A 20,929-nucleotide genomic window follows, 5' to 3' on the forward strand; every position below is an offset into this window, starting at 1 on the left:
GTGCCGCATCAGGAGACGTTCGCCTTGTCGACCACGGCTCGTAGCCGCTGATCGTCAGCGTGACGGTTTCGCCAGATGATGTAGCGGCGGATCATGCTGCCCTGCTCCTTGTGGCTGGCATGGTCGGTGCCGTCGAGGGTGAAGTAGCGCAGGGCCATGAACTGGGCCTCGATGTGGTTCAGCCACGAGGAGTTGGTCGGGGTGTAGGCGATCTCGACGTTGTTGGCCTGAGCCCAGTCCGCCACACGGCGGCACCGCTTGGTGGTCAGGTGCGGAGAGTATGTCGCACACGATCGCCAGGCGGACTGTCGGTGGATAGAGGGTGCGAAGGCAGCGGCAGGACTCCAGGAACTTCGACCGGTTCTTGGTCTTCTTGATATGGCCGTAGAGCTTGTCCCGGGCCAGGTCGTAGGCGGCGAACAGGTGCCGCACCCTGTGTGGGCGGGTGTACGTCGCCCGTCTCCGGGGTCTGGGCTCGCGGTCGAGGTTCTTGTGCTTGCCGCCGCGTTCGGCCCGCTGCCGGCCCGGATGCGGCTGGAGGTTCAACGGCCCGAACTCGTCCAGGCAGAAGACCACTTCCGGCTCGCCTCCCTCGGGGATGACCTCGTCATCGGCGATCGCGTACAGGTGTTCCACGCGTGCTTTCTTGGCTGCGTAGTCCGGATCGCGGGAGGCTTTCCAGGTCTTCAGCCGCTGAAACGAGACGCCTTCCTCATGGAGCAGGATTCGCAGGCCCTCGTGGCTGATGTCGTCGACCACCCCCTCGGCGACCAGGAAGTCCGCCAGCTTGGTCAGGCTCCAGGTCGAAACGGCAGGCCGCGCTCAGCCGGCCTGGACTTGGCGATCTTCTTGATCTCGCGACGCTCGGGCAGCGTGAAGGTCTTCGGCCTTCCGCCCTTGTACTTCGGACAGAGGGATTCGAAGCCGTCGGCGTTGAAGTTGTGGATCACGTCCCGGACCTGGTCGGCGCTGGTGAAGGTGACTTCGGCGATCTTTGCCACGGGCATGCCCTGTGCGGACGACAGCACCATCTGGGACCGCCGCCAGGTCACCACCGACCCAGTACCCCGCCGGATGATCTGCAGCAGCCGCCGGCCTTCATCGCTGTCGATCTCCCGCACCTGCACGCGTTCCGCCATCCGAGCCCCGTGTCCGTCAGCTGTGACTGGCGTCGATGACGCAGAAGCGGTTGCCCTCGGGATCGGCGAGCACGACGAAGTCGGCGCCGTCCGGATAAAAGTCCCAGTCGACGCGTTCAGCGCCCAGGGAGATCAGTCGTGCTACCTCGGCTTCTTGATCGGCGGCATCACTGGCATAGAGATCCAGGTGGACTCTCGGGATTTCCTGCACGGGCGTCGTACTGAGGTCGAGTGCCAATGCAGCACCGGAGCCGTCGGCCGGCACCAATACCGCCCAGTCGTCCTTCACCTCACCATCCCGAGGGACGTAGCCCAGTGCCCGACCCCAGAAGTCCGCAGCCCGCCGCACATCCGCGGCCCCCATCACGATCGTTCCGATGCTCAGCATCCGCCGATTCTGGCAGACGCCGACAGACCCACGATATGAACGATGTCCCCAACTACGGGGCAAACGTTGCCTGGTGCGGTACTGGACAGCGGGCTGGCTCGCGCGGCGGCTGGATGCGGGTGTCTGGTTGATCTCGTTCATGCGGCGACCGGCTCGGGGCGACAGTTACTCGCTAATTCTGACGATGCGGCCTGCCAGGCCGTCGAGAACCCTTTGAAGCCCGTACGCGAACTTGTCGTCGCGCATCTCGCGCGGGTCCTTTCCCCGTAGCGAGGCGTATTGCTCCCGAAGTTGGGGGTGGTCCTGCGCGGCTTCCTCGGCAGCCGGCCACAGGCGCTCCATCCACTCCCGCTCGTCCTTTCCGCTGCGGGCGAGCATCGTCAGCCAGGCGGCCTCGCTGGTGGTCATGCCGATGACGTACGCGGTGAGGGTGGTCACGGCGTGATCGGCCTCGTCCGCGGGGAAGCCCGCCTTCTGGAGCACGTCGAGCATCGTCTCGGAGATCCGCATCATGTTCGGCCCGAGGTGCGACATCCCCACCCCGCCGAGGACGGAGGCCATCCAGGGGTGCCGCAGAATCGCTGTCCGCAGGCTGTGGGCGCAGTCGCCGACGGCGCTGCGCCAGTCTGCCCGTGCCCCGGCGTCCGGGACCTCGATCTCGCCGTAGATCTCGTCGACGACCATCTCGATGAGCTCGTCCTTGTTGGCCACGTGCGAGTACAGGGAGGCCGCGCCTGCGTTCAGACGGGTGCCCAGGTTGCGCATGCTCAGGGCGTCGATCCCCTCCTCGTCCAGCAGCCGGACGGCCGCGGAGACGATCTGCTCCGGGCTCAGCGCGGGCTGTTCCCGCTTGCGGCGTTGGGGGCGGGTCCACACCGACGGAATCGGCTGCTTCTTGTCGACCGGCATGCGTGCGGCCTCCTCTTTCTGCGGCTCAGGATATCTCTCGCTCCGCACGCCGTACGTACTTGCGAACACTGTTCGGATCGCCGTACGATGTTCGAAGAAGCTGTGGATCGTTCATCACCGTTCGTCACAACGAGGGAGACGTCATGTCGAAAAACCTGAGCCGCGAGGTATCCGAGCTCGTGAACCGGGAAGTGACACGGGCCGTCGGCCGGGCCGACCGGGCGGTCGCGAGGACGGTGCGCCGCGAACTGAGCCTGGAGGGCTCGGCGTTCACTCGAGACGGTCTGCGCAGGTTGCGCGACACCCTGGCCGGGCCTGTGGACTCCGGCGCGATCCCCGGCTTTGTCGCCCTGGTCGACCGGCACGGGCAGACCCATGTCGAGACGATGGGAACGCTGCACACGGGCGGCGCCGAGCTGATGCGCCGGGACACGATCTTCCGGATGGCCTCGTCGACCAAGCCGGTCACCGCGGCGGCCGTCATGACCCTCGTGGACGACTGCCGACTGCGCCTGGACGACCCGGTCGTCCCCTGGCTGCCCGAGCTCGCCGACCGACAGGTGCTCAAGCGGATCGACAGCCCGCTGGACGATACCGTGCCGGCCCGCCGCGCGATCACTGTGCGGGACCTGCTGACCTTCACGTTCGGGTTCGGAGCGGTCGTGGCAGCGCCGGACACTTACCCCATCCAGGTCGCGATGCGCGAGTCGGGGCTCTATAGCGACGGCGCCTTCCCGTCCGGCGAGCCCGATGAATGGATGCGCCGTCTCGGCGCGCTTCCCCTGATGTACCAGCCCGGAGAGCGGTGGCTGTACAACACGGGGGCCGATGTGCTCGGCATACTCATCGCCAGGGTTACAGGACAGTCGTTCGGGTCGTATCTGCAGGAGCGCGTCTTCGCGCCGCTCGGGATGACGGACTCCGGATTCTGGGTACCGCAGGAGAAGATCCACCGACTGCCGACCAGTTACGCCCACGACCCGGAGACCGCTGACCTCGCGGTGTACGACGAGGCGGCCGGCGGCCGGTTCAGCAAGCCGCAAGCGTTCGAAGTCGGCGGCAGCGGCCTCGCCTCGACCGCCGACGACTACCGTGCGTTCTGTCGGATGCTCCTCAACAAGGGCATGGGGGACGGAGTGCGTGTCCTGTCCCGGCAGTCGGTTGAGCTGATGACCGCCGACCAGCTGACGCCGGAACAGAAGATCGAGAAGGACCAGTTCCCCGAGCTTTTCGGGAACCACGGCGGTTTCGGCTTCGGAATGGGCGTACGCACCCGCCGACTGGGCTTCGCCGGTGTCGGCCAGTTCGGCTGGGACGGCGGATTGGGCGTGTCGGTGCAGATGGACCCGGCCGAGGACCTCACCTTGATCCTGCTGACCCAGACGGCGATGGACACCCCGGATTCACCGCACCTGGTGAACGACTTCCAGACATTGGCTTACCAGGCGATCAACGACTGCTCGGGCCAGAGCATCGGCGAATGAGATCGTTCCATCCTGAATGCGCAGGTCATGGGGCTGGCGTGGGTCGCGACGGGGATGCTCGTACCAGCCGGAAGCGTGACCCTTTGCTGGTGATCGTCCGTCAACGTTGAACCTCGGTGTCGGTCAGCACGAGCAGGGCGCGGAGGAGCCCGGCGGGACCAGGTCCCGCCGCGCCCTTCCGATTGGCGATTACGTAGGAGGACACGCAGAATGACGGCCCCACGCCGGGTTGAACAGATCAGCCCAGCACGGTTCCGTGCGGCTGTGGTGGCGGCTCACTGATGGCGCGGGGCCCGGGGACGCCGAGTTCGCGGAACACGGACAGGCCAGCGGTAAGCCGCAGGGGTGCCCCCCCTCGACATCGGCCTCGGCGGCGCGCACGTGGCGCTGGACCTGCCGCGTCACAGGTACGGGAGAGACGGCGGCGTCGTGCTGCTGAGGCCGTGGCCAAGAGGCCGACGGCGGGTGGTGCTCATGGCCTGATGCTACGGATCACGGCTGGCCCCGCGGACAACCCGCCGCCCGCGGCGGCTGAGCCGCTCGGACGGTGCCCGAGCAGACGCGGTGACGGTGGTCGATGCGGTCACCGGCGGACGCTGGAACGAGTGTTGTCCGCCGCGGGCTGGGCGCCGTCCGCATCGAACATCCAGCCGTGGCACACCTACGTGCTGACCGGCGCCCCGCTGGCCGAACTCAAGAAACGCGCCGGCGAGCGCCTGGCCTCGGGCGTCCCCTGGGACGAGCCGGAGTACCGGCGGTACCCGCCCGACCTGAAGTCCCCGTACCACGAGCGCAGGGCGCCGCTCGACGAGACGGTCACGTTCGTCGATGGACTCTGACGCCGCCCTTCATTGGTCGACCGACGAACTTGGCCGATCAGCGAGCCGTTTCATGCCCCGCCCACATAGCGTTGTATATGCCATATTGCGCAGTAATCCCGATGAAAGGCGCGTTATGAAGATCGCAGTCATCGGCGGTACCGGACTGATCGGTTCGCAGGTCGTCAAGAACCTGAACACCGCCGGACACGAGGCCGTACCGCACTCGAAGTCCACCGGAGTCGACATCATCAGCGGCCAGGGGCTGGACGAGGCGGTGGCGGGAGCCGACGCCGTCGTCAACCTGACCAACTCCCCGACCTTCGACGAAGCCTCGCTCGCCTTCTTCCAGACCTCGATGGACAACCTCCTGGCCGCGGCCCACAAGGGCGGCGTCGGCCACTTCGTCATCCTCTCGATCGTCGGCACGGACCAGGTGCCGGAGCTGGACTACTACCGCGCCAAGGCGCTCCAGGAGAAGATCCTCGCGGCCGGGCCGATCCCCTACTCGATCGTGCGGGCCACGCAGTTCATGGACTTCATGGACGCAGTCCTGTCCTGGACCGCCGACGCCGACACCGTCCGGCTGCCCGCCACGCCCATCCAGCCCATCGCTTCCAAGGACGTGGCTGCCGCGGTGGCGGAGGTCGCCGCCGGGGCTCCGCTGAACGGCATCCGCAACATCGCGGGACCCGAGGTCTTCCCCCTGGACGAGCTGGGCCGGATCACCCTGTCCCACAAGGGCGACAGCCGTACCGTCGTCACCGACCCCACCGCCGGCATGTTCGCCGTCGTCAAGGGCGACGTCCTCACCGACAAGAACGCCCGCCTCTCCCCCACCCACTACGCCGACTGGCTCTCCTGACATCCCCGCCTCCTGCGTGTCCATGGAGCAGTTGAGAGCGGTAGATGATCGACGGAGGTAGCTGATCGTGGATGTCTATGAGGCTGTCACGAGCCGACGGGCGGTGCGCGGGTTCACCGACCGGCCCGTCCCGCGACGGGTGCTGGAGCGGGCGCTGTCGGCTGCGGCCTGGGCGCCGTCCGGATCGAACATCCAGCCGTGGCGCTCCTACGTGGTGACCGGTGGGCCGCTGGCCGAGCTCAAGAAGCGCGCCGGCGAGCGGGTGGCCGCATGCGACCCCTGGGACGAGCGGGAGTACGAGATGTACCCGCCCGCACTGAAGTCTCCGTACCACGAGCGCCGATCCGCCTTCGGCCATGAGCGCTACAGCGCACTCGGTATCGAGCGCGAAGACTGGGAGGCGCGCCAGCGGGCCGCTGCGGCGAACTGGGACTGTTTCGGTGCGCCCGCCGCCCTGTTCTGCTACATCGACCGTGACATGGGCCGGCCTCAGTGGTCCGATGTCGGCATGTATCTGCAGACGGTCATGCTGCTGCTGCGCGCCGAAGGGCTGCACAGTTGCCCGCAGATGGCGTGGTCGGTGTACCGCAGGACTGTCGCGGAGATCCTGTCACCCCCGGGCGAGCTCATCCTCTTCTGCGGCATGTCGATCGGCTTCGAGGACCGCGCGGTGGGCTACGTCCGTACGGGCCGGGCGCCGCTCGACGAGACCGTCACGTTCGTCGGGGGATAGATCCGGGTAGATCCGCGGCTGCGTGACGATCACGGCCGGCCTGGACAGAAGAGCTTCGCCGCGGATGTCCCACCTGCTCGGGGCAGGCCGGCTGGCTAGGGCGTGTCCGACGGGTCCCGTGACGGGTCCGGCGGTGGATCCGTCAGCGAGAACGAGGAGGGAGAACAGGCTCAGCGCGTGAGCACGACCCCAGCCGCGACGCCGAGGAAGATCATGCCTCCGGCGGACAGGCCGACGATCAGAGAGAGACGGTGCTTCCGGGTGAATACCCTTGCGCTTTCCGGCCTTTCAGGTAGATAGACGACCGGAACATGGGCTCCGAGGGGCACCCCCAGCCCCAGCCCCGTCGCGACGGGCCGGAACCTGACGGGCCGGCCTTGCCGGTCGGTGAACTCGATGACGGGCGTCGAACAATCGTCCCCGGGCGCATGCTCCTGGTCCACCACCACCCCCTCGGCGTGCAACCCGTAGCGGCTCAGCCGCATCTGCAGCCGTGCCTCGCGCGCACCGGCCCACAGACTGACCAGGCCCACCAATACAGCCAGGCCGATACCGATCGCTTCACCCGTCATCCGTCCGCTGCTCTCCCTCGCACAGCGCCCGCCCGGCACGGGCCGCGCATCAGGAGGACGCGGCACGCAGCCCGATGGTTCACGAAGGTGCGCGGGCACACCCGCCCCTCGGGCTTCCGTGGTCGTGGCGGGGGGCCACGAAGGGCCGCCCCGCTCCCTGAAGCCGAGGTCATCACCGGAGCCACAGTCTGATCGCGGCGAGAGTGACCGTCCCGTGAAAGACGTAAGCCCGCTTGTCGAAGCGCATCGCCACGGCCAAGCTCAAGGAACGGCTTGCCCAGTCGGAGCAGACGATCGACGAGCCCACCGACTTCCGCACTCAGGCCCTGGCCCGGCTCGCCGCTCAACACGAGGAGATCGTCCATCTTCGGCAGACGGCCGCTGACGCGAGCCTCGTCACCCGGCTCCCCTCCGGCCGTTCGTCGGCGACGGTCATTGGATCGTGCAGTTGAGACCCGCACATCCTCGGGATCGTGGCCCTGCGGGCATCGGAGACTCGCTCTCTTCGCAGCCAAAGCCGCTCGTTGACCTTGTCCCTGGGGCAAGCCACAGCATCAGCGGGCCGGCTGAAGCACCCGGCAGGAGGAGGAACGAGGATGGGCATCGAGATCCACCAGCTGCGTCACCGGGAGCTGATGCGGCAGGCTGACCACCACCGTCTCGCTCACGAGGCCATGAAGTCCAAACCGGCTTCCCAAGTCGCCGCACCCGGCAAGCATCGACCAAGTCGCCTGGCCGCGCTGAACAGGCTCTGCGGATCACCGTGGAAGAAACGTCGCGTGATCGAGGACGCTTCAACAACCCACCAACAGCAGTGATCTGCATCATAAAGACGTCGCTGGAATGCAACACGCACGTCGGTCAACGTGACGAATGCGGCGTCCTCGGCATGGCTGCTCAATGACCACACGGTCTCATCTGCACACGGCCTCTGCGGACACAAGACATTGGTTCGCCACGACCGCACTCAGCAACGGTCTGCCACTTTTGGACGTGTCCAGGTGGCTCGGACGCAAGAGCATCAAGGAGACGGCGGACACGTACGGACACCTCACTCCGGACTCGACGGGTCGGGCCGTGAAGGTGATGGATCTGGCGCTGACCCAGCACCGTGCTGATTTGGTGCTGACGTAAGGCGGCATGATCCGGTGTTTTCGCAGGCCGGAGAGGCGACTTCCTATATCAATAAGTTATGGCGGATTCAATGTTCACTCTTGGACATGGGTGGAGCTCTGCTGCTTCGCTGTCCCATGTCGAAGCTTCGCGCGGTCGAGGTTTCGAGGACCTCACCACGGACGAACCGGGAGACCCCTGCGCATGACCAGTGCCACCCCTCTGCCCCGACGCGGCCTGCTCAAGGCCGGCCTCGCCGCATCCACCGCCGTACTCGCCACCGCCGCGTCGTCGTCCGCATCGGCAACCGCTACGCGTCAACTACGTGGCACGGCACGTGAGTTGCATGATCTTGAGCAGCGGTACGCGGCACGCCTGGGCGTCTACGCCCGCAACGTCCGCACCGGGCAGGTCGTCGCCTACCGCGCGCAGGAGCGGTTCGCGATGTGCTCGACCTTCAAGACGGTCGCGGCCGCCGCGGTCCTCCGTGACCACGCACGCTGCGCGCCGCTGGACAAGGTGATCCACTATCCGCCGGCGGACATCCTCCCGAACTCCCCGAAGACCAAGGAGCACGTGGACACCGGCATGGCGGTGCGGGACCTCTGCGCGGCCGCGATCCAGTACAGCGACAACGCGGCCGGCAACCTCCTGCTGCGCCAGATCGGCGGCCCCGACGGCCTCACGCGCTTCTTCCGGTCGATCGGCGACCCGGTCAGCCGACTCGACCGCTGGGAAACCGACCTCAACTCCGCCGTCCCCGGCGACCTGCGCGACACCACCACACCGGAGGCGATCGGCACCAGCTACGGGCGGTTGACGGTGGGCCGGGCGCTGGCCGACGCCGATCGCGAGCAACTCGTCACCTGGCTCAGGGGCAACACCACCAGCGGAGAACGATTCCGCACCGGACTGCCGCACAACTGGATCATCGGCGACAAGACCGGCACCGGTGACTACGCCGCCGCCAACGACATCGGCGTCGCCTGGACCACCAGGCAGACGCCGATCGTGCTGGCCGTACTGTCGTCGAAGACCACCAAGGACGCCCCGGTGGACAACGCACTGATTGCGGACGCGGCACGCATCCTCGCGCGCACCCTCGCCCCCGGCGAATGACCTCCTCCCACCCTTCGCCGGACGGTGCACCGCCGGCTGCTGCGCAGCACCGGTGGCCAGGCAACCGCCACCGCCCGCCCGTGCCCGGCACCCGCGCAACCGCACCGTGAGAGAGTGACGCACATGCCCAACTCCCCAGTCCCTCGCGCACGAAGACACAGACGCGCGGCCACCGGCGCCCTCCTCCTCAGCGCCGCCCTGGCCCTGACAGCCTGCGGCCAGCAGCGCGTTGCCGCCGGCGCGCCGACCCCGACGGCGGGCCCCGGCGCCAGCCACGGTCACCCTTCCACCGCCAGCCCCACCACCACTCCCACACCGCCCGGCGCCAGCCCGTACGCAGAACCGGGATCCCACGACGGCGCCCCGCACTACGGCGACAACAACGCCTTCCGCCGCCCCGGAGAGATGTCCCCCGCCAGCGAGAAGGACGCACAGCACGAGGCCGCCCGCATCGAACCGGTCCTCAAGAGGCTCTGGCAACAGAAGAAATGGGACCCCAAGAGCGTGCGTGCCGCGCTCATCGGGCTCGGCTACGAGGAAGAGCGGACCGGGCCGAAGGGCGAGCGGACCGGCGGGCAACTCACCGTACAGGGCATGGAATCCCGCTTCGAGGGCGACCACTACGTGACACCGGAAGGCACCCGGATCGGCCTCCGCGTCCACCCGGACGCCTGTGTCACCGCATTCGTGCAGAAGACCAACTACCAGGTGCGGACCAATGGGCCCTACCTGGAAAGCGGTTGCTTCGAACCGCCCTTCGGACACTGAGGGCGTCGGCCGGACGTTCCTCAGATCTGCGGAGGGGAGGAGGGCTCCTCCTGGGGCGTGGGCGTGACCGGAAGCAGGCGGGCCCGGGCGTGTGCGACGGCCTCGGCGGCGGTCGCGAAGAGGGCGCCCGGCGGTAGTGCGGTCAGGACACCGAGGGCGTCGAGGTGGGCGCGGTGCGGATCGGAGACACCGGACAGGTGGACCACGGTGCCCCGCCGGAGATGCTGGTCGATGACCTCTGCCAGGGTCAGGATCGCCGTGGTGTCCAGACCGGTGACCCGTTCGAGGTCGAGAACCACCGCCCGGCCCGGCGACGGGAACACCGGCCGCAGCATCCGGTCCGCGGTGGTGAACAGCAGGGGGCCGGCGAAGCGGTGCACCACGATCTGGTTCTCCGGGGAGGCCACCGGCACCGGTCCCGTCCCGGTGGCCGGGGTTCCCTGGACCGGCACCCACACCTGCTCGACGCGAGCGGTCGCGGTCACCGTACGCAACGCCAGGACCGCCGCCAGGGCGGTTCCGGTGAGCACCGCCGTCACCAGGTCGACGGTCAGGGTGAGCGCCCCGGTGAGCGCGGCGATCGCGGCCTGGCCGCGCCCGACCCGCCCGAGGGCACGCAGCGCGGCGATGTCGATCATGCGCGTCGCCGTGGCGATCAGGACACCGGCCAGCGCCGCCAGTGGCACCGCGGCCACCAGCGGAGCAGCAACCAGGACGACGAGTGCCACGACGGCGGCGTTCGTCAGTGCGGCCAGTTGGGACACCGCCCCGGACCGTACGTTGATGGCGGTGCGGCACACGGTGCCGGTGGCGGCCACCCCGCCGAAGAACGGAACCGCCAGATTGGCCAGGCCCTGACCGAACAACACCCGCTGGCCGTCGTGGCGTTCGCCGCCACTCAGTGCGTCCGCCGCGGCCGCGGTCATCAGGGATTCCAACGCGATCAGAGCCGTGAGCGTGACTGCTGTGGGCAGCAGCGCGAGGATCTCGCCCGGAGCGAGGAAGCCCGGGGACGGGGTCGGCAGACCGGTGGGCAGGTGGCCGATCCGGGCCAGCGGAAGGTGTGCCGCCGCGGCGACGGCGGTGGCCGCGGTGACGGCCAGGAGCGGGTAGGGGAGGGCCGGCCGAAGTCGGGCTCCGAGCAGACTGACCGCCAGGGTCCCCAGGGTGATGCAGAGGGCCGGCCAGTCCGGATCGGCGCAGAAACCGCTGACCGCCCCCACCGCGCTGGCCGCGACGGCTTCCCCGTGCGGAACGTGCCGTCCCAACGCCGGCGGAATCTGCTGCGCGATGATCACGACGGCCGCACCGAGGATGAAGCCCTTCACGACCGGCGCGGGCACACAACGCATGTACCGGCCGGCCCGTACCAGCGAGAGACCGAGGAGCATCGTCCCGGTGAGCAGCCCGGTGGTGAGCACACCGGACGCTCCGTGTGCCTGCGCGATCGGCGCGAGCACCACGGCCAGCACACCGCTCGGTCCGGTGATCTGTAGGCGCGCGCCGCCGAACACGGCGGCCAGGCACCCGGCCACCGCGGCGGTGACCAGTCCCGCGCGGGCACCCAGCCCGGACGCCATCCCGAACCCGATGGACAGCGGCAGGGCGGCCACCGCGACGGTCAGCCCGGCGAAGATGTCCTTGCGCGGTGCCCGGCGCATCGCCGCACCATCGGCCCTGGTCGGCAGGAGCGGGGAGATCCGTCGCCGGCCCACCCGGACCGGGTGCGGCGGCCGACCCCGTCCGGGGTTCATCGGATGCCTGCCGCGGTGATCGACCGGACTCGGCCGCCCCGGGCCGCCCCGCCTCCGGCGCCCGAACGCGACCGGTCCACCGGCGCCTTTCCGTCCCTGTTTCTTCGACGCTCCACCGCGGTTCCCACCCTTTCCCGAAAGATGCCGCTGGTCGTTCATATCGGGAAAGGGAATCCCCGACATGGTTGGCCGAAACGCGAAACACCCGAAGCGGAAGTGGCGTGAAAACGCTCAACCGGTGGGGTCAACTGTCCAGGCCGTACGGCATGGTTGCCTTCGTCTCCATGCGGCTGACTGTTCTTCAAGCTGGCATATGCGTTACGGCGGGACAAGTGGGAAATGGGGTTCGGGAATTAACCCCGGGGCGGGAACTGTCGGTCGTCCGGTCGCCCCGCTGAAAGCCCTTTCAATAGCACATCGATATCATGTGACGCGCGAAACGGGGAATGGAGAATTCTGGTCGTCATGCGGTGCCTGGTTCCCGCGCGGGCAGGCCGCGGAGGAGAACGTCGAGGAAGAGCTCGAAGCGAGGCGCGCTGTGGCCGAGGTCGAGTGGATTCTCCTGGGCGGCGAGCCAGCTGACGACCGAGGTGATGAAGATGTACCAGCTCTGTTCGGCCAGGTCGGGGTGGACCCCGGCGTTGGTGAAGGCGGCGATGACCTCGTTCCGTAGCCGTCCGAAGGAGTGGGAGTTGTGGCGGTGCGGTCGTGAGGTGCGGGTGGCGTAGCCGGGCACGGCGAGGAACTGATCGTGCATGGCCCGGGCGACGTTCGCGAGCCAGGGCCGCCAGCGATCCCCGGGCGGGCCGTCGGCGGGGAGGATGCGCTCGATCATGACTTCGCTGACCAGGTCGAAGAGTTGCTCGCGGTTCTTGACCCAGCGGTAGAGGGCCGAGTGGGACACCGCCAGGCGGGCGGCCAACTCCCGCATCGTCAGCGTGTCGAGGTTCCCGGTCGAGAGTGCGGCGTCGACGATCCGGTCGCGGCTGAGCTGTGCGGGGCGTCCCGGGCGGTTTCGGCCTGTCGCGGCATCATCCATGGTCAGGACTGTACGAGACCACCGATACGAGGACCGGCGGCGAGGGCTTCCCGGAGGGGGAGGAGCGGTTGCGCTCGCATTTGTGACCAGTGGTCACAAATTCTGTTACGCTCGCGACGTGTCCAGAGCCAGACCCGTACTTTTACCGGGGCCATCCGACGACGGAGCGCGAGCCGGCACGCAAGTCGCCCTCTCCGCCCCGGTCTTGGGGCCCTTTGAGGAGAAGCATGGAACTGCAACAAGTCCCCACCGTCGGTGGTGGCGCGGCGTCGGAAGGCACAACCCTGCTGCTGAGCGATGACGAGGTGCGCCGGTCCTGCGACATGGCAGCGATCGTCGACGCCATCGAGGCCGCGCTCGGCGACGCTCCCGGGCCGCAGTTGGCGCTACCACCGCGGTCCAACTTGGCGGTCGAGGGCACGTTCTTCCGGGTGATGCCGGCCATCATGAGCCGGGCCGGGGTGCTCGGCCTCAAGATGTTCCACGGCTCGTTCGAGCGGGGCGTTCGCTATCTCGTGGTCCTCTGCGACATCGAGACCGGCGTGGTCGCGAGCATGCTCGACGCCGCCTACCTGACGGCCGCGCGTACCGGAGCCACCTCGGGGGTGGCGACCAGGCACCTGGCCCGGGAGGACGCCACCACCGTCGGCGTCATCGGGGCCGGCGTCGAGGCCGAAACCAACCTGGCGGCCGTGGCTGCCGTGCGCAGGATCGAACGGGCGAAGGTGTTCAGTCCCCGGCCGTCCCGGCGGGCGGCGTTCGCCGAGCGGATGGGTGCCGCGCTCGGCATCGAGGTGGTGCCGGTCGACACCGCCCAGGCAGCGGTCGCCGCGACGGACGTGGTGGTCGCGGCGACCAACACGGGTGCCGGCGGCCCGGTCGCGCTGCGCGGTGAGTGGATCGAACCGGGGCAACACATCGTGTCGATCGGTTCGACGATGCCGTCCCGCCGGGAGCTCGACGTCCCCATCTTCACCCGGGCCGACGCCGTTGTCTTCGACGTCCAGGCCGACACCGTCGCCGCGGAATCGGGCGACGTCCTTGCCTGGCGCGAACTCGACGGGCAGGCGGTCTCGGCCGTCCCCACCCTGACCGAACTGTTGCGGGCGGAGGTTCCGGGCCGTCGGCGGGCCGATGACGTCACCGTGTTCAAGTCGATCGGGGCCGCCACACAGGACCTCGCGGCTGCCGTCGCCGTATGCGAGCGGGCCCGGGCCCTCAAGATCGGGACGTCGGTCCGCAGCATCGCGGACCTCAAGACGTTCTGAGGGTCCGCGCCCGGCGGGGCGACCCACTTCAAGGCTGGCTGGTTCCTGGCTGGCGCCTGCCCGCTCGTGAGATCCCGCTGGTTTATTTCGTGCCTGGCGGGGCTGGCGGTTCGTTGTCCAGGACAGCATTGGCCGTCTTGATCGTCTTGGCCGTCTTGCCGGACTGGTCTCGGCCCGCCTTGGACTCGCATCCGAGACGTCAACTCCCGTGGGATCGAGTGGCGTTCACCGTTGCGGGTGGGAGCGGGGTTCTTGGGGCGGGTGCCGCTGTCCGATGCGCCGGATCTCTCGATGGCCGCGCAGCGCGCGCCGCGCGCCTGTGGACGCCGTGGGCCGCCCAGGCGCGGTGAAAGGGCGCGGGCGGCAGGGCGGGCCGACCAGCCGTGCCACCGTTCGCGTGCTCCAACTCGCCTACCGAAGAGGGGATATGAGCGGAGGCGTTCCGGTCCCTCACGGTCGAGGTGTCGCCTCGGAGGGATGTCGTTGCGGTGAGCGCGTCATAGCAGCTCGACCGGCTTCACTCATATGCGCGTTAGCCCATTGGAGTGTCGGATCCACCGTATGGGGTGGTCGGAGGGGCGGGTGCGCATAGTTGGAGTCGTCTGATCGCAAGATCCGTTCGTGCCCGGCAGCGTAGATCAACGGCCTGCCGTGGCAGTTAACTCTCTTGAGAGGAGCGGGTGTTGAGAAGGACGATGAGTGGGACGAGTGGGGCGCGCAGGCGGTGGGGTGCCAGGCAGGCGGCGCCGGTGGTCGCCGCGGTGCTGGCGGCGCTGGCCGGGCCGGCGGCCGCCGGGGTGGCGCAGGCTGCCCCCGGGCCGGAGGTGTTCAGTTGGGGCGCGGGCGATGCGGGCCAGTTGGGCAGTGGGGGGACCGGGGACCGCTGGTCGCCGGGCCCGGTGACGGGACTGCACCGCGGTGAGCTGCGCAAGATCTCCGCGGGGGGAACGGGGAGTGGTGAATCGTTCGCCGTGGCGCAGTTGGAGAACGGCACCGTCCGTGCCTGGGGGCACGGTACGGAAGGCCAGTTGGGCACCGGCAGCCGCAGTGATCGGGCTACCCCGGACGTGGTGACCGGGCTGCGGGACGTCAGCGACGTCGCGGCGGGCGGTGCGCACGCGCTGGCGATCAGCAAGGGCCGGGTCTGGGCCTGGGGTGACAACGGCGTCGGTCAGCTGGGCAACAACCGTTCCGGTGACGACAGTACGGTCCCGGTGCGGGTGCCGAGCATCTCGATGGCGCGGCAGGTGGCTGCGGGGTGCGACTTCAGCCTGGCGCTGATGGAGGACGGCACGGTGTGGTCGTGGGGCAACGGCGCCCGCGGCCAACTCGGTACCGGTGACCGGAAGTCCGAGTCCGTTCCGCAGGAGGTCAAGGGACTGGACCACATCGCGGAGGTCGCGGCCGGGTGCCACCACGGGCTTGCGCGCACGGAGGACGGTGCTGTCTGGACCTGGGGGGACAACCTCAAGGGGCAGTTGGGCGACGGGACCGGCAAGGCAAGCAGCGACGCACCGGTCAAGGCGCGGTGGCTGCGGGACATCCGCAAGATCACCGCGGGTGGGGACCACAGTTTCGCGATCCGCAACGACGACACGGTCTACGGGTGGGGGGAGAACAAGGACGGGCAGCTGTTGGAGTCGGACCCGTCCGACAGTACCGGTGTGAGCCACACCAACCGCAACACGCCCGTCGTGATCGATGCGCTCGAAGGGGCCCGTGACCTGGCCGCGGGGCGTGGCCACGACCTCGCCATCCTGGACGACAGGGTGGTCGCCTGGGGCGCCAACGGTGAAGGCCAACTCGGCGACGGCACCGCCCACGCCCGCTACGCGCCGGTGACCGCCACCCATGGGGACTTCCACCACGTCGCCGCGTCCCTGGCCGGCAATTCGAGCTACGCGTACTGACTTCTCCTCCTGCCACGTGCGCAGGACCTCACCCCCTCTCGTACGGCGTTGGAGCCTGTCTCTGCGCCACCACCTGTGAAAGGCGTGCCTGAATGCAGGGAATGCTGGGAATGCAGAAAGCCCGACGTACCCGGCGCCGGCTGCGCGGTGTGTGCGGTGTGGTCACCGCCGCCGCGGCGCTGGCCGCGATCGCCGGGACGGCCGTACCGGCCGCGGCCGGTACCGCGTCACCCGACCCCTGGGTCTACAGCTGGGGCCAGAACGCCTCGGGTGAACTCGGCAACGGTTCCGTCGTGCCGCAACAGACACCCGGATCCGTCCAGGGACTGGCGCGCGAGGACGTCAAGTCGCTGGAGGCAGGTGGAGTCACGACCACGGGCCCGTTCGCCGTGGCGTTGCTGAAGAACGGGACGGTCAAGTCCTGGGGCAACAACACCTACGGCCAACTCGGCAATGGAACGACCACGGCCCGCTCCTTCCCCGCCGCCGTCGCGGGACTGGACGGCATTCGGTCGATCGCCGTGGGCTGCAACCATGCCCTGGCCCTGAAGAACGGGCGGGTGATGGCCTGGGGTTACAACGAGTTCGGACAGTTGGGCGACGGTACGAACAGCGCGAAGAGCACCGGGGTTGCCAGGCCGGTCGCGGTGCAGGGCCTGGACAAGGTCAAGGCCATCGCAGCCGGCTGCCACTACAGTCTGGCGCTCCGTCAGGACGGTACTGTCTGGACGTGGGGCAACAACAGTCACGGTCAGCTGGGCAACGGCACCACCACCGACCGCAACACCCCACAGCAGGTGGCCGGAGTGCAGGGAGTGACCGCACTCTCCGCGGGAGGGCTCCACGCGAGCGTTGTCACCGGCGACCACAAGGTCAAGACCTGGGGCTACAACGTCCACGGCGAACTGGGCAATGACAGTACTACCAACAGCAGTTCGCCGGTCGACGTGCAGCACCTCGAAGGCGTGGCGAAACTCTACGCCGGCGCCCATGGCAACTTCGCGGTCCTTGAGGACGGCAGCGTCAAAGCATGGGGCCGCAACAACCTCGGCCAGCTCGGTGACGGCACCAAGACCAACCGCACCACCCCCGTCGCCATCGAGGGGCTGACCGGCGTTCGAGAACTGGCCCCCGGACGCGACCACACCCTCGCCCTCCGCGACGACCAATCCGTCATCGGCTGGGGCTCGAACGCCAGCGGCGAATTGGGCGACGGCAACACCGTGCCCACGGACCGAGCGGACAAGCCGGTCACCGTCCTGCCCGCGCACAGCGGCGTGAACCACCTGGCCGTGGGCCGCAACTCCTCCTTCAGCTTCGCGTACTGAGCAACCGGGCACGGCGGCGCCGCTTGCCGCTCCCCGCGCCGTCGTGCCCATCACCTCTCCACCGATCCCCCTTCGAAAGGGACAGCCAATGAACCTCCGTACCACCCGAACCCGCGCCGCCCTCGCCCTCACCGCCGCCGTCTGCGCCGCCACCCTCTACGGCGCGACGGGCGCCACCGCGGCCACCCTCCCGGCGCCGCGTACCGTCTCGGCGCCGGCCGTGGTCGCCCCCCAGCCTCCGTGCGACGAGAACGACAAGCAGTGCCAGGAGGAGAACAAGCGCGATCAGGAGGAGCAGCAGGTCGACTCCGGGCGGGAGCAGGTGTCGAAGGACTCCGCGGCGGCAAAGGAGGACATCTCCAAGGCCAAGGACCAGGTCGCGGAGTGCAAGCCGGAGTCCAAGGAGTGCATGGGCAAGCTGGCCGGTGACGGAGCGGAGCAGAAGCAGGGGATGACGGACACCCAGCAGAAGTTGAACGACTTCCACCCCGAGGCGCAGAACGACGCCGGCGCCGCGGTGGGCAGCACCTGTGACAACTTCGCGAGCATGCTGCCGGGGGCGGCGCTGGAGCACCACGACGATGAGGAATCCCTCACCGCCATGTGCGAGGCGATGGCCAAGTGAGCGACCACATCATGAGCCGTTCCTCCCTCGCTCCCCGTAGGCGTCGGGCCCGGCGTTCCCGCGTCCTGCCGGTGACCGCTCTGGCCCTGGCAGCGCTCCTCCCGGCCGCCGGTTCGGTGGCCGCGCAGCCGCTGCCCCAGCCGCACGGCCAGGTCGCGCTGCCGGCCGCCGGGGCTGCGGAGCACGATCAGGACTCCTCCGGCCTGGTGCCTGGGGACCGTCCCGCCATTCCCCAGGCACGGGCCTACGACAAGAACAACAAGCCGATGGCGTCGGTGGCCCCGGTGCTGCGCTACTGCAACAAGAACCCCAAGGGCTGCAACTTCAAAATGACCCGGGCCCTGCCCCTGCAGTTCACCAGTGTGGTGAAGTCCCTGGGCAACGCGGTCATCAACTGCACCCACAAGGAAATCAAGGTGGACCGCACCGTCCAGCTCCAGACCGGCAGCCAGGACAACCTCGGTGGCGAGATCACCGGGTCCATCGCCCTGGAGGGTCACATCAACGTCAACGGGGAGGTGTCGGCAGGAGTCAACGGCGAGGGCAGTGTGACTGCGAAGACCCCCGACATGTCCAAGGGCCCGATGGCCGAGGCCGGTGCCAAGGTAGGCGCGAACGCCAGCGGCAAGGTCGGCGGCGACATGGGCCTGAAGGCCACTTTCTCGGGTGCGTTCAAGGCGCACTACCAGCGCACCTGGACCACCACGCACACCGAGTCCACCGTCTACCACATGGAAGTCAAGAACGGAGACACCCTGATCTTCGCCGCCGAGGCGGCCATGGAGCGCATCTCCGGCGTCCTGACCACCAACAACGGTCAGCGGATCAGCAACGTGGTCGTGGATGCCCCGTCCTCGGTCAACTCCAGCTCCTTCATCGCCCGGACCGACACCACGCCCGCCGGCGCCTGCAACCGGCTGCGCCCGTGACGCACGCCGCCGCCCCAGGCACCGGCCGCGCCACCCCGGTGCCCCGCACCGCCGACGGCCTGACCCCGCTCCCCGCCGACCTCGTACGAAAGGCCCGCAAGAGCCCGTGACCCGAACCGGTCGATCCCCCCACCGGCCCCGCCCGGCACGCACAGCCACCGCCGTCGTCACCCTGGCCGGAACCCTGCTCGCCGGGCCGGCCCTCGCGCCGCAGGCATTCGCGGATCCCGCCACCCGCCAAGTGCCGGTGATCAACGGTGACTTCACCGCACCGAGCTTCACCGCAAGTGGCAGCGGCGACAAACTCACCGGCTGGACCGTCCAGTACCCCTTCCGGCTGCTGCCCGCCGACGCCAAGCATCCCGACGGGCTCCCCGCCCTGTTGCTGCGCAACAAGCGCACCACGGACCAGAGCGTGAGCCAACGCCTGCGCGGTGTGCGGGCCGGTGCGCAGGTGACCGTCACGTTCGACGACAGCACCGGCGGCCTCAAGAGCGCCTGTTCCAAGGACCAGATCGCCAACGGCCAGCCGTACACCTTGCAGGGCTCCGGCGGCACCCGGCAGACCTTCACCACCGACCCGGGCAGCACCGACTGGCACCGCGACCGCACCTACACCTTCACCGCCAACGAGAACGAACCGCTGATCACCTTCGCCTCCGCGCAGACGAAGGGGACTTGGGACTGCGGCCCGCTCCTCGCCAAGGTCCGCGCCACCGACGTACCGCCCCCGGTCGACAAGACCATCGGCAAGACCGCGTTGCCCGCACCGGAAGCCTTCGAGGGGAACGACCGCATCGACGCCAGAAAAGCCGCCGACCACTGCGCCAACAGCCGCAACACGTGCACCTTCACGGTCGACGAGCCCTACTCCTACACCTACTACGACAAAGCCCGTGTCGTCGGCGAGGCGTACCTCAACTGCAGCCGCAACACGGTCAACCACGACCGCCCGGTCGGCTTCACCGGTCGCGCCTACGACAACCTGAGCGAGAGCGCCGACATCGACCGGCTGCCCAACCCCAAGGACAACCTCCACCAGCAGTTCACCAAGGGCTTCGCCAAGACCTCACCGGAGCCGTGGCGTTGGGACACCGCCACCGACCGCAAGATCCACGAGACCATCGAGGCCGGTGAGGTGTCCTGGATCGAGAGCCAGGCCGGCCGCCATCGCGTCGACGGCTGGTTCGTCGACGAAGGCGAAGCCCCGGACAAGCAGATCCGCCTGCACATCGTCGCCGACGGCCCGTCACCTCTGGTGCCCGACCGCATCTACCAGCGCACCGGCCCCTTCACCGCCGCGGAGAAGAGCCGCTGCCGCTCCGACCGGCCCACCGCCCCCACTCCCGTGGACGCGGGCGCACCGGCAACCGGTACCGACCGGTAGAGCAAGGGGACGAGCGGACGTCCTGACCACAGACGACGACGGGTGAGGGGCCGGGCTGCCGGCCCCTCACTCTGCGTGCGGCGGTCCGATGGATCACTTCACTGTGGCAACGGCCCCCGGGGCCTGCGGCCCGTCACCGAGGCGAAGCCCAACCAGGTGTGCCGATTGCCCGCCCAGCACCAGCCGACCTTGGGAGCGTTGCGGCGCTCGCGACCGTCCCGCCCGATGCCGTTGCTGATCCAGAGCGCCGGGGTGCGGGCGTCCAGGGCGCCGTTCGCCTTGCGCAGTCGGGAACCGATGGTCATGAAGCAGTGGTTGGACGCCAGGACGGCGGGCTGTTGGAGCACCCAGTGGATGCCCTCGCTGAGCAGCAGCGGGGTGCGGGATTCCGCAGTGAGGGCGGGCAGGGCCTCGTTCGGGCTCCAGTTGGCCATGTGGTCGCCGCGGTCGAGGCCGGTGAGGAGGTAGAGCGGAGAGCCGGGGAGTTCGACGGTGTCGAGCGGGGCGAACCGGTCGACGTCGGTCATGTCGGTGACGACGAAACCGGGCTTGCCCGCGTGGCGGAGCAACGGGGCGAGGGCGGAGGCGGGAGCGCGGTCCGGGTGGACGGCGAGGAGGGCGCCGCCTTCGCCGGTGTGCTCGTCGGCGAAGGTGCGGAGCTCGGCGGCGGACAGCCCGGCGATCTCGTGGACGTCGAGGTCGATCAGGTGCTCGGCCTGAGCGGCGAGGGTGGGAAGAGTGAGGTCGCTGGTGGCGGTGGGGGCGGCTATGGGCACGGCAA

The 20,929-nt window shown here is 68.9% G+C and carries 20 protein-coding genes and 2 pseudogenes; 15 read left to right on the plus strand and 7 right to left on the minus strand.

Going from position 1 to position 20,929, the window contains the following annotated elements; all coding sequences use genetic code 11:
* Positions 1-8 precede the first annotated feature (8 nt).
* The 3 genes and pseudogenes from ACFVT2_RS12205 to ACFVT2_RS12215 all read right to left on the minus strand — a co-directional run bounded on the left by ACFVT2_RS12205 (position 9) and on the right by ACFVT2_RS12215 (position 2,436).
* Positions 9-1,139 (minus strand): annotated as a pseudogene (locus ACFVT2_RS12205) (IS630 family transposase).
* Positions 1,140-1,155: 16 nt separating this feature from the next.
* Complete coding sequence (locus tag ACFVT2_RS12210) at positions 1,156-1,527, minus strand: VOC family protein (protein ID WP_390015668.1); 372 nt, start codon at positions 1,525-1,527, stop codon at positions 1,156-1,158.
* A 165-nt stretch (positions 1,528-1,692) separates the two neighbouring features.
* The gene (locus ACFVT2_RS12215; protein ID WP_390015671.1) at positions 1,693-2,436 is read right to left on the minus strand and encodes a TetR/AcrR family transcriptional regulator; all 744 of its coding nucleotides are present in this window, start codon (positions 2,434-2,436) and stop codon (positions 1,693-1,695) included.
* 59 nt (positions 2,437-2,495) lie between these two features.
* Between ACFVT2_RS12215 and ACFVT2_RS12220 the strand changes: the two genes are divergently transcribed.
* From ACFVT2_RS12220 to ACFVT2_RS12235, 4 genes and pseudogenes are all read left to right on the plus strand, one after another.
* Complete coding sequence (locus ACFVT2_RS12220) at positions 2,496-3,920, plus strand: serine hydrolase domain-containing protein (protein ID WP_390015673.1); 1,425 nt, start codon at positions 2,496-2,498, stop codon at positions 3,918-3,920.
* Positions 3,921-4,507: 587 nt separating this feature from the next.
* Positions 4,508-4,732: pseudogene (locus tag ACFVT2_RS12225) on the plus strand (nitroreductase family protein); the annotation flags it as partial.
* 142 nt (positions 4,733-4,874) lie between these two features.
* Positions 4,875-5,603, plus strand: coding sequence for an SDR family oxidoreductase (locus ACFVT2_RS12230; RefSeq protein WP_390015675.1), 729 nt, complete (start codon positions 4,875-4,877; stop codon positions 5,601-5,603).
* 67 nt (positions 5,604-5,670) lie between these two features.
* A complete protein-coding gene (locus ACFVT2_RS12235; protein ID WP_390015678.1) occupies positions 5,671-6,336 on the plus strand; it encodes a nitroreductase in 666 nt (221 codons plus the stop codon).
* Positions 6,337-6,506: 170 nt separating this feature from the next.
* Here ACFVT2_RS12235 and ACFVT2_RS12240 read toward each other — a convergent pair whose 3' ends face one another.
* On the minus strand, positions 6,507-6,908 hold the full coding sequence (locus tag ACFVT2_RS12240; protein WP_390015681.1) for a DUF3592 domain-containing protein: 402 nt from the start codon (positions 6,906-6,908) through the stop codon (positions 6,507-6,509).
* A gap of 233 nt (positions 6,909-7,141) precedes the next feature.
* On the opposite strand from ACFVT2_RS12240, the gene ACFVT2_RS12245 reads away from it, so the two are divergent.
* The 5 genes from ACFVT2_RS12245 to ACFVT2_RS12265 all read left to right on the plus strand — a co-directional run bounded on the left by ACFVT2_RS12245 (position 7,142) and on the right by ACFVT2_RS12265 (position 9,908).
* On the plus strand, positions 7,142-7,360 hold the full coding sequence (locus ACFVT2_RS12245) for a hypothetical protein (RefSeq protein ID WP_390016028.1): 219 nt from the start codon (positions 7,142-7,144) through the stop codon (positions 7,358-7,360).
* A gap of 144 nt (positions 7,361-7,504) precedes the next feature.
* Positions 7,505-7,726: a hypothetical protein gene (locus tag ACFVT2_RS12250; protein WP_390015683.1), complete on the plus strand. Its 222-nt coding sequence runs from the start codon at positions 7,505-7,507 to the stop codon at positions 7,724-7,726.
* A 175-nt stretch (positions 7,727-7,901) separates the two neighbouring features.
* Positions 7,902-8,042 (plus strand): hypothetical protein, encoded by a 141-nt coding sequence (locus tag ACFVT2_RS12255; RefSeq protein ID WP_390015685.1) that lies wholly within the window; start codon positions 7,902-7,904, stop codon positions 8,040-8,042.
* Positions 8,043-8,225: 183 nt separating this feature from the next.
* Positions 8,226-9,140 (plus strand): class A beta-lactamase, encoded by a 915-nt coding sequence (bla, locus tag ACFVT2_RS12260; protein ID WP_390015688.1) that lies wholly within the window; start codon positions 8,226-8,228, stop codon positions 9,138-9,140.
* A gap of 123 nt (positions 9,141-9,263) precedes the next feature.
* The gene (locus tag ACFVT2_RS12265) at positions 9,264-9,908 is read left to right on the plus strand and encodes a hypothetical protein (RefSeq protein ID WP_390015691.1); all 645 of its coding nucleotides are present in this window, start codon (positions 9,264-9,266) and stop codon (positions 9,906-9,908) included.
* Positions 9,909-9,928: 20 nt separating this feature from the next.
* Here the strand turns inward: ACFVT2_RS12265 and ACFVT2_RS12270 are convergent, their stop codons facing one another.
* Positions 9,929-11,569 (minus strand): SulP family inorganic anion transporter, encoded by a 1,641-nt coding sequence (locus tag ACFVT2_RS12270; RefSeq protein WP_390015693.1) that lies wholly within the window; start codon positions 11,567-11,569, stop codon positions 9,929-9,931.
* Between the two features lie 556 nt (positions 11,570-12,125).
* On the minus strand, positions 12,126-12,701 hold the full coding sequence (locus ACFVT2_RS12275) for a TetR/AcrR family transcriptional regulator (RefSeq protein ID WP_390015696.1): 576 nt from the start codon (positions 12,699-12,701) through the stop codon (positions 12,126-12,128).
* Positions 12,702-12,928: 227 nt separating this feature from the next.
* Between ACFVT2_RS12275 and ACFVT2_RS12280 the strand changes: the two genes are divergently transcribed.
* From ACFVT2_RS12280 to ACFVT2_RS12305, 6 genes are all read left to right on the plus strand, one after another.
* On the plus strand, positions 12,929-13,969 hold the full coding sequence (locus tag ACFVT2_RS12280) for an ornithine cyclodeaminase family protein (protein ID WP_390015699.1): 1,041 nt from the start codon (positions 12,929-12,931) through the stop codon (positions 13,967-13,969).
* 695 nt (positions 13,970-14,664) lie between these two features.
* Positions 14,665-15,879: an RCC1 domain-containing protein gene (locus tag ACFVT2_RS12285; RefSeq protein WP_390015702.1), complete on the plus strand. Its 1,215-nt coding sequence runs from the start codon at positions 14,665-14,667 to the stop codon at positions 15,877-15,879.
* 110 nt (positions 15,880-15,989) lie between these two features.
* Positions 15,990-17,207 carry an RCC1 domain-containing protein gene (locus tag ACFVT2_RS12290; RefSeq protein WP_390015705.1) on the plus strand — a complete coding sequence of 406 codons (1,218 nt, stop codon included), beginning with the start codon at positions 15,990-15,992 and terminating at the stop codon, positions 17,205-17,207.
* 88 nt (positions 17,208-17,295) lie between these two features.
* Positions 17,296-17,832, plus strand: a complete 537-nt coding sequence (locus ACFVT2_RS12295; RefSeq protein WP_390015708.1) for a hypothetical protein — start codon at positions 17,296-17,298, stop codon at positions 17,830-17,832.
* An 11-nt stretch (positions 17,833-17,843) separates the two neighbouring features.
* Positions 17,844-18,761, plus strand: coding sequence for a hypothetical protein (locus ACFVT2_RS12300; RefSeq protein WP_390015711.1), 918 nt, complete (start codon positions 17,844-17,846; stop codon positions 18,759-18,761).
* A gap of 106 nt (positions 18,762-18,867) precedes the next feature.
* On the plus strand, positions 18,868-20,148 hold the full coding sequence (locus tag ACFVT2_RS12305) for a hypothetical protein (protein ID WP_390015714.1): 1,281 nt from the start codon (positions 18,868-18,870) through the stop codon (positions 20,146-20,148).
* A gap of 98 nt (positions 20,149-20,246) precedes the next feature.
* Here the strand turns inward: ACFVT2_RS12305 and ACFVT2_RS12310 are convergent, their stop codons facing one another.
* Positions 20,247-20,924, minus strand: coding sequence for a DUF5701 family protein (locus ACFVT2_RS12310; protein ID WP_390015716.1), 678 nt, complete (start codon positions 20,922-20,924; stop codon positions 20,247-20,249).
* Positions 20,925-20,929 lie beyond the last annotated feature (5 nt).

Origin of the sequence: Streptomyces sp. NPDC058000, assembly GCF_042886435.1 — a bacterium.
GTDB lineage: Bacteria > Actinomycetota > Actinomycetes > Streptomycetales > Streptomycetaceae > Streptomyces.

Bases quoted from the DNA above. Each gene is read 5' to 3' on its own strand.
- ACFVT2_RS12210 (WP_390015668.1), bottom strand. From the start codon at position 1,527: ATGCTGAGCATCGGAACGATCGTGATGGGGGCCGCGGATGTGCGGCGG.
- ACFVT2_RS12215 (WP_390015671.1), bottom strand. From the start codon at position 2,436: ATGCCGGTCGACAAGAAGCAGCCGATTCCGTCGGTGTGGACCCGCCCC.
- ACFVT2_RS12230 (WP_390015675.1), top strand. From the start codon at position 4,875: ATGAAGATCGCAGTCATCGGCGGTACCGGACTGATCGGTTCGCAGGTC.
- ACFVT2_RS12240 (WP_390015681.1), bottom strand. From the start codon at position 6,908: ATGACGGGTGAAGCGATCGGTATCGGCCTGGCTGTATTGGTGGGCCTG.
- ACFVT2_RS12250 (WP_390015683.1), top strand. From the start codon at position 7,505: ATGGGCATCGAGATCCACCAGCTGCGTCACCGGGAGCTGATGCGGCAG.
- bla (WP_390015688.1), top strand. From the start codon at position 8,226: ATGACCAGTGCCACCCCTCTGCCCCGACGCGGCCTGCTCAAGGCCGGC.
- ACFVT2_RS12265 (WP_390015691.1), top strand. From the start codon at position 9,264: ATGCCCAACTCCCCAGTCCCTCGCGCACGAAGACACAGACGCGCGGCC.
- ACFVT2_RS12270 (WP_390015693.1), bottom strand. From the start codon at position 11,569: ATGCGCCGGGCACCGCGCAAGGACATCTTCGCCGGGCTGACCGTCGCG.
- ACFVT2_RS12275 (WP_390015696.1), bottom strand. From the start codon at position 12,701: ATGGATGATGCCGCGACAGGCCGAAACCGCCCGGGACGCCCCGCACAG.
- ACFVT2_RS12280 (WP_390015699.1), top strand. From the start codon at position 12,929: ATGGAACTGCAACAAGTCCCCACCGTCGGTGGTGGCGCGGCGTCGGAA.
- ACFVT2_RS12285 (WP_390015702.1), top strand. From the start codon at position 14,665: ATGAGTGGGACGAGTGGGGCGCGCAGGCGGTGGGGTGCCAGGCAGGCG.
- ACFVT2_RS12290 (WP_390015705.1), top strand. From the start codon at position 15,990: ATGCAGAAAGCCCGACGTACCCGGCGCCGGCTGCGCGGTGTGTGCGGT.
- ACFVT2_RS12295 (WP_390015708.1), top strand. From the start codon at position 17,296: ATGAACCTCCGTACCACCCGAACCCGCGCCGCCCTCGCCCTCACCGCC.
- ACFVT2_RS12300 (WP_390015711.1), top strand. From the start codon at position 17,844: ATGAGCCGTTCCTCCCTCGCTCCCCGTAGGCGTCGGGCCCGGCGTTCC.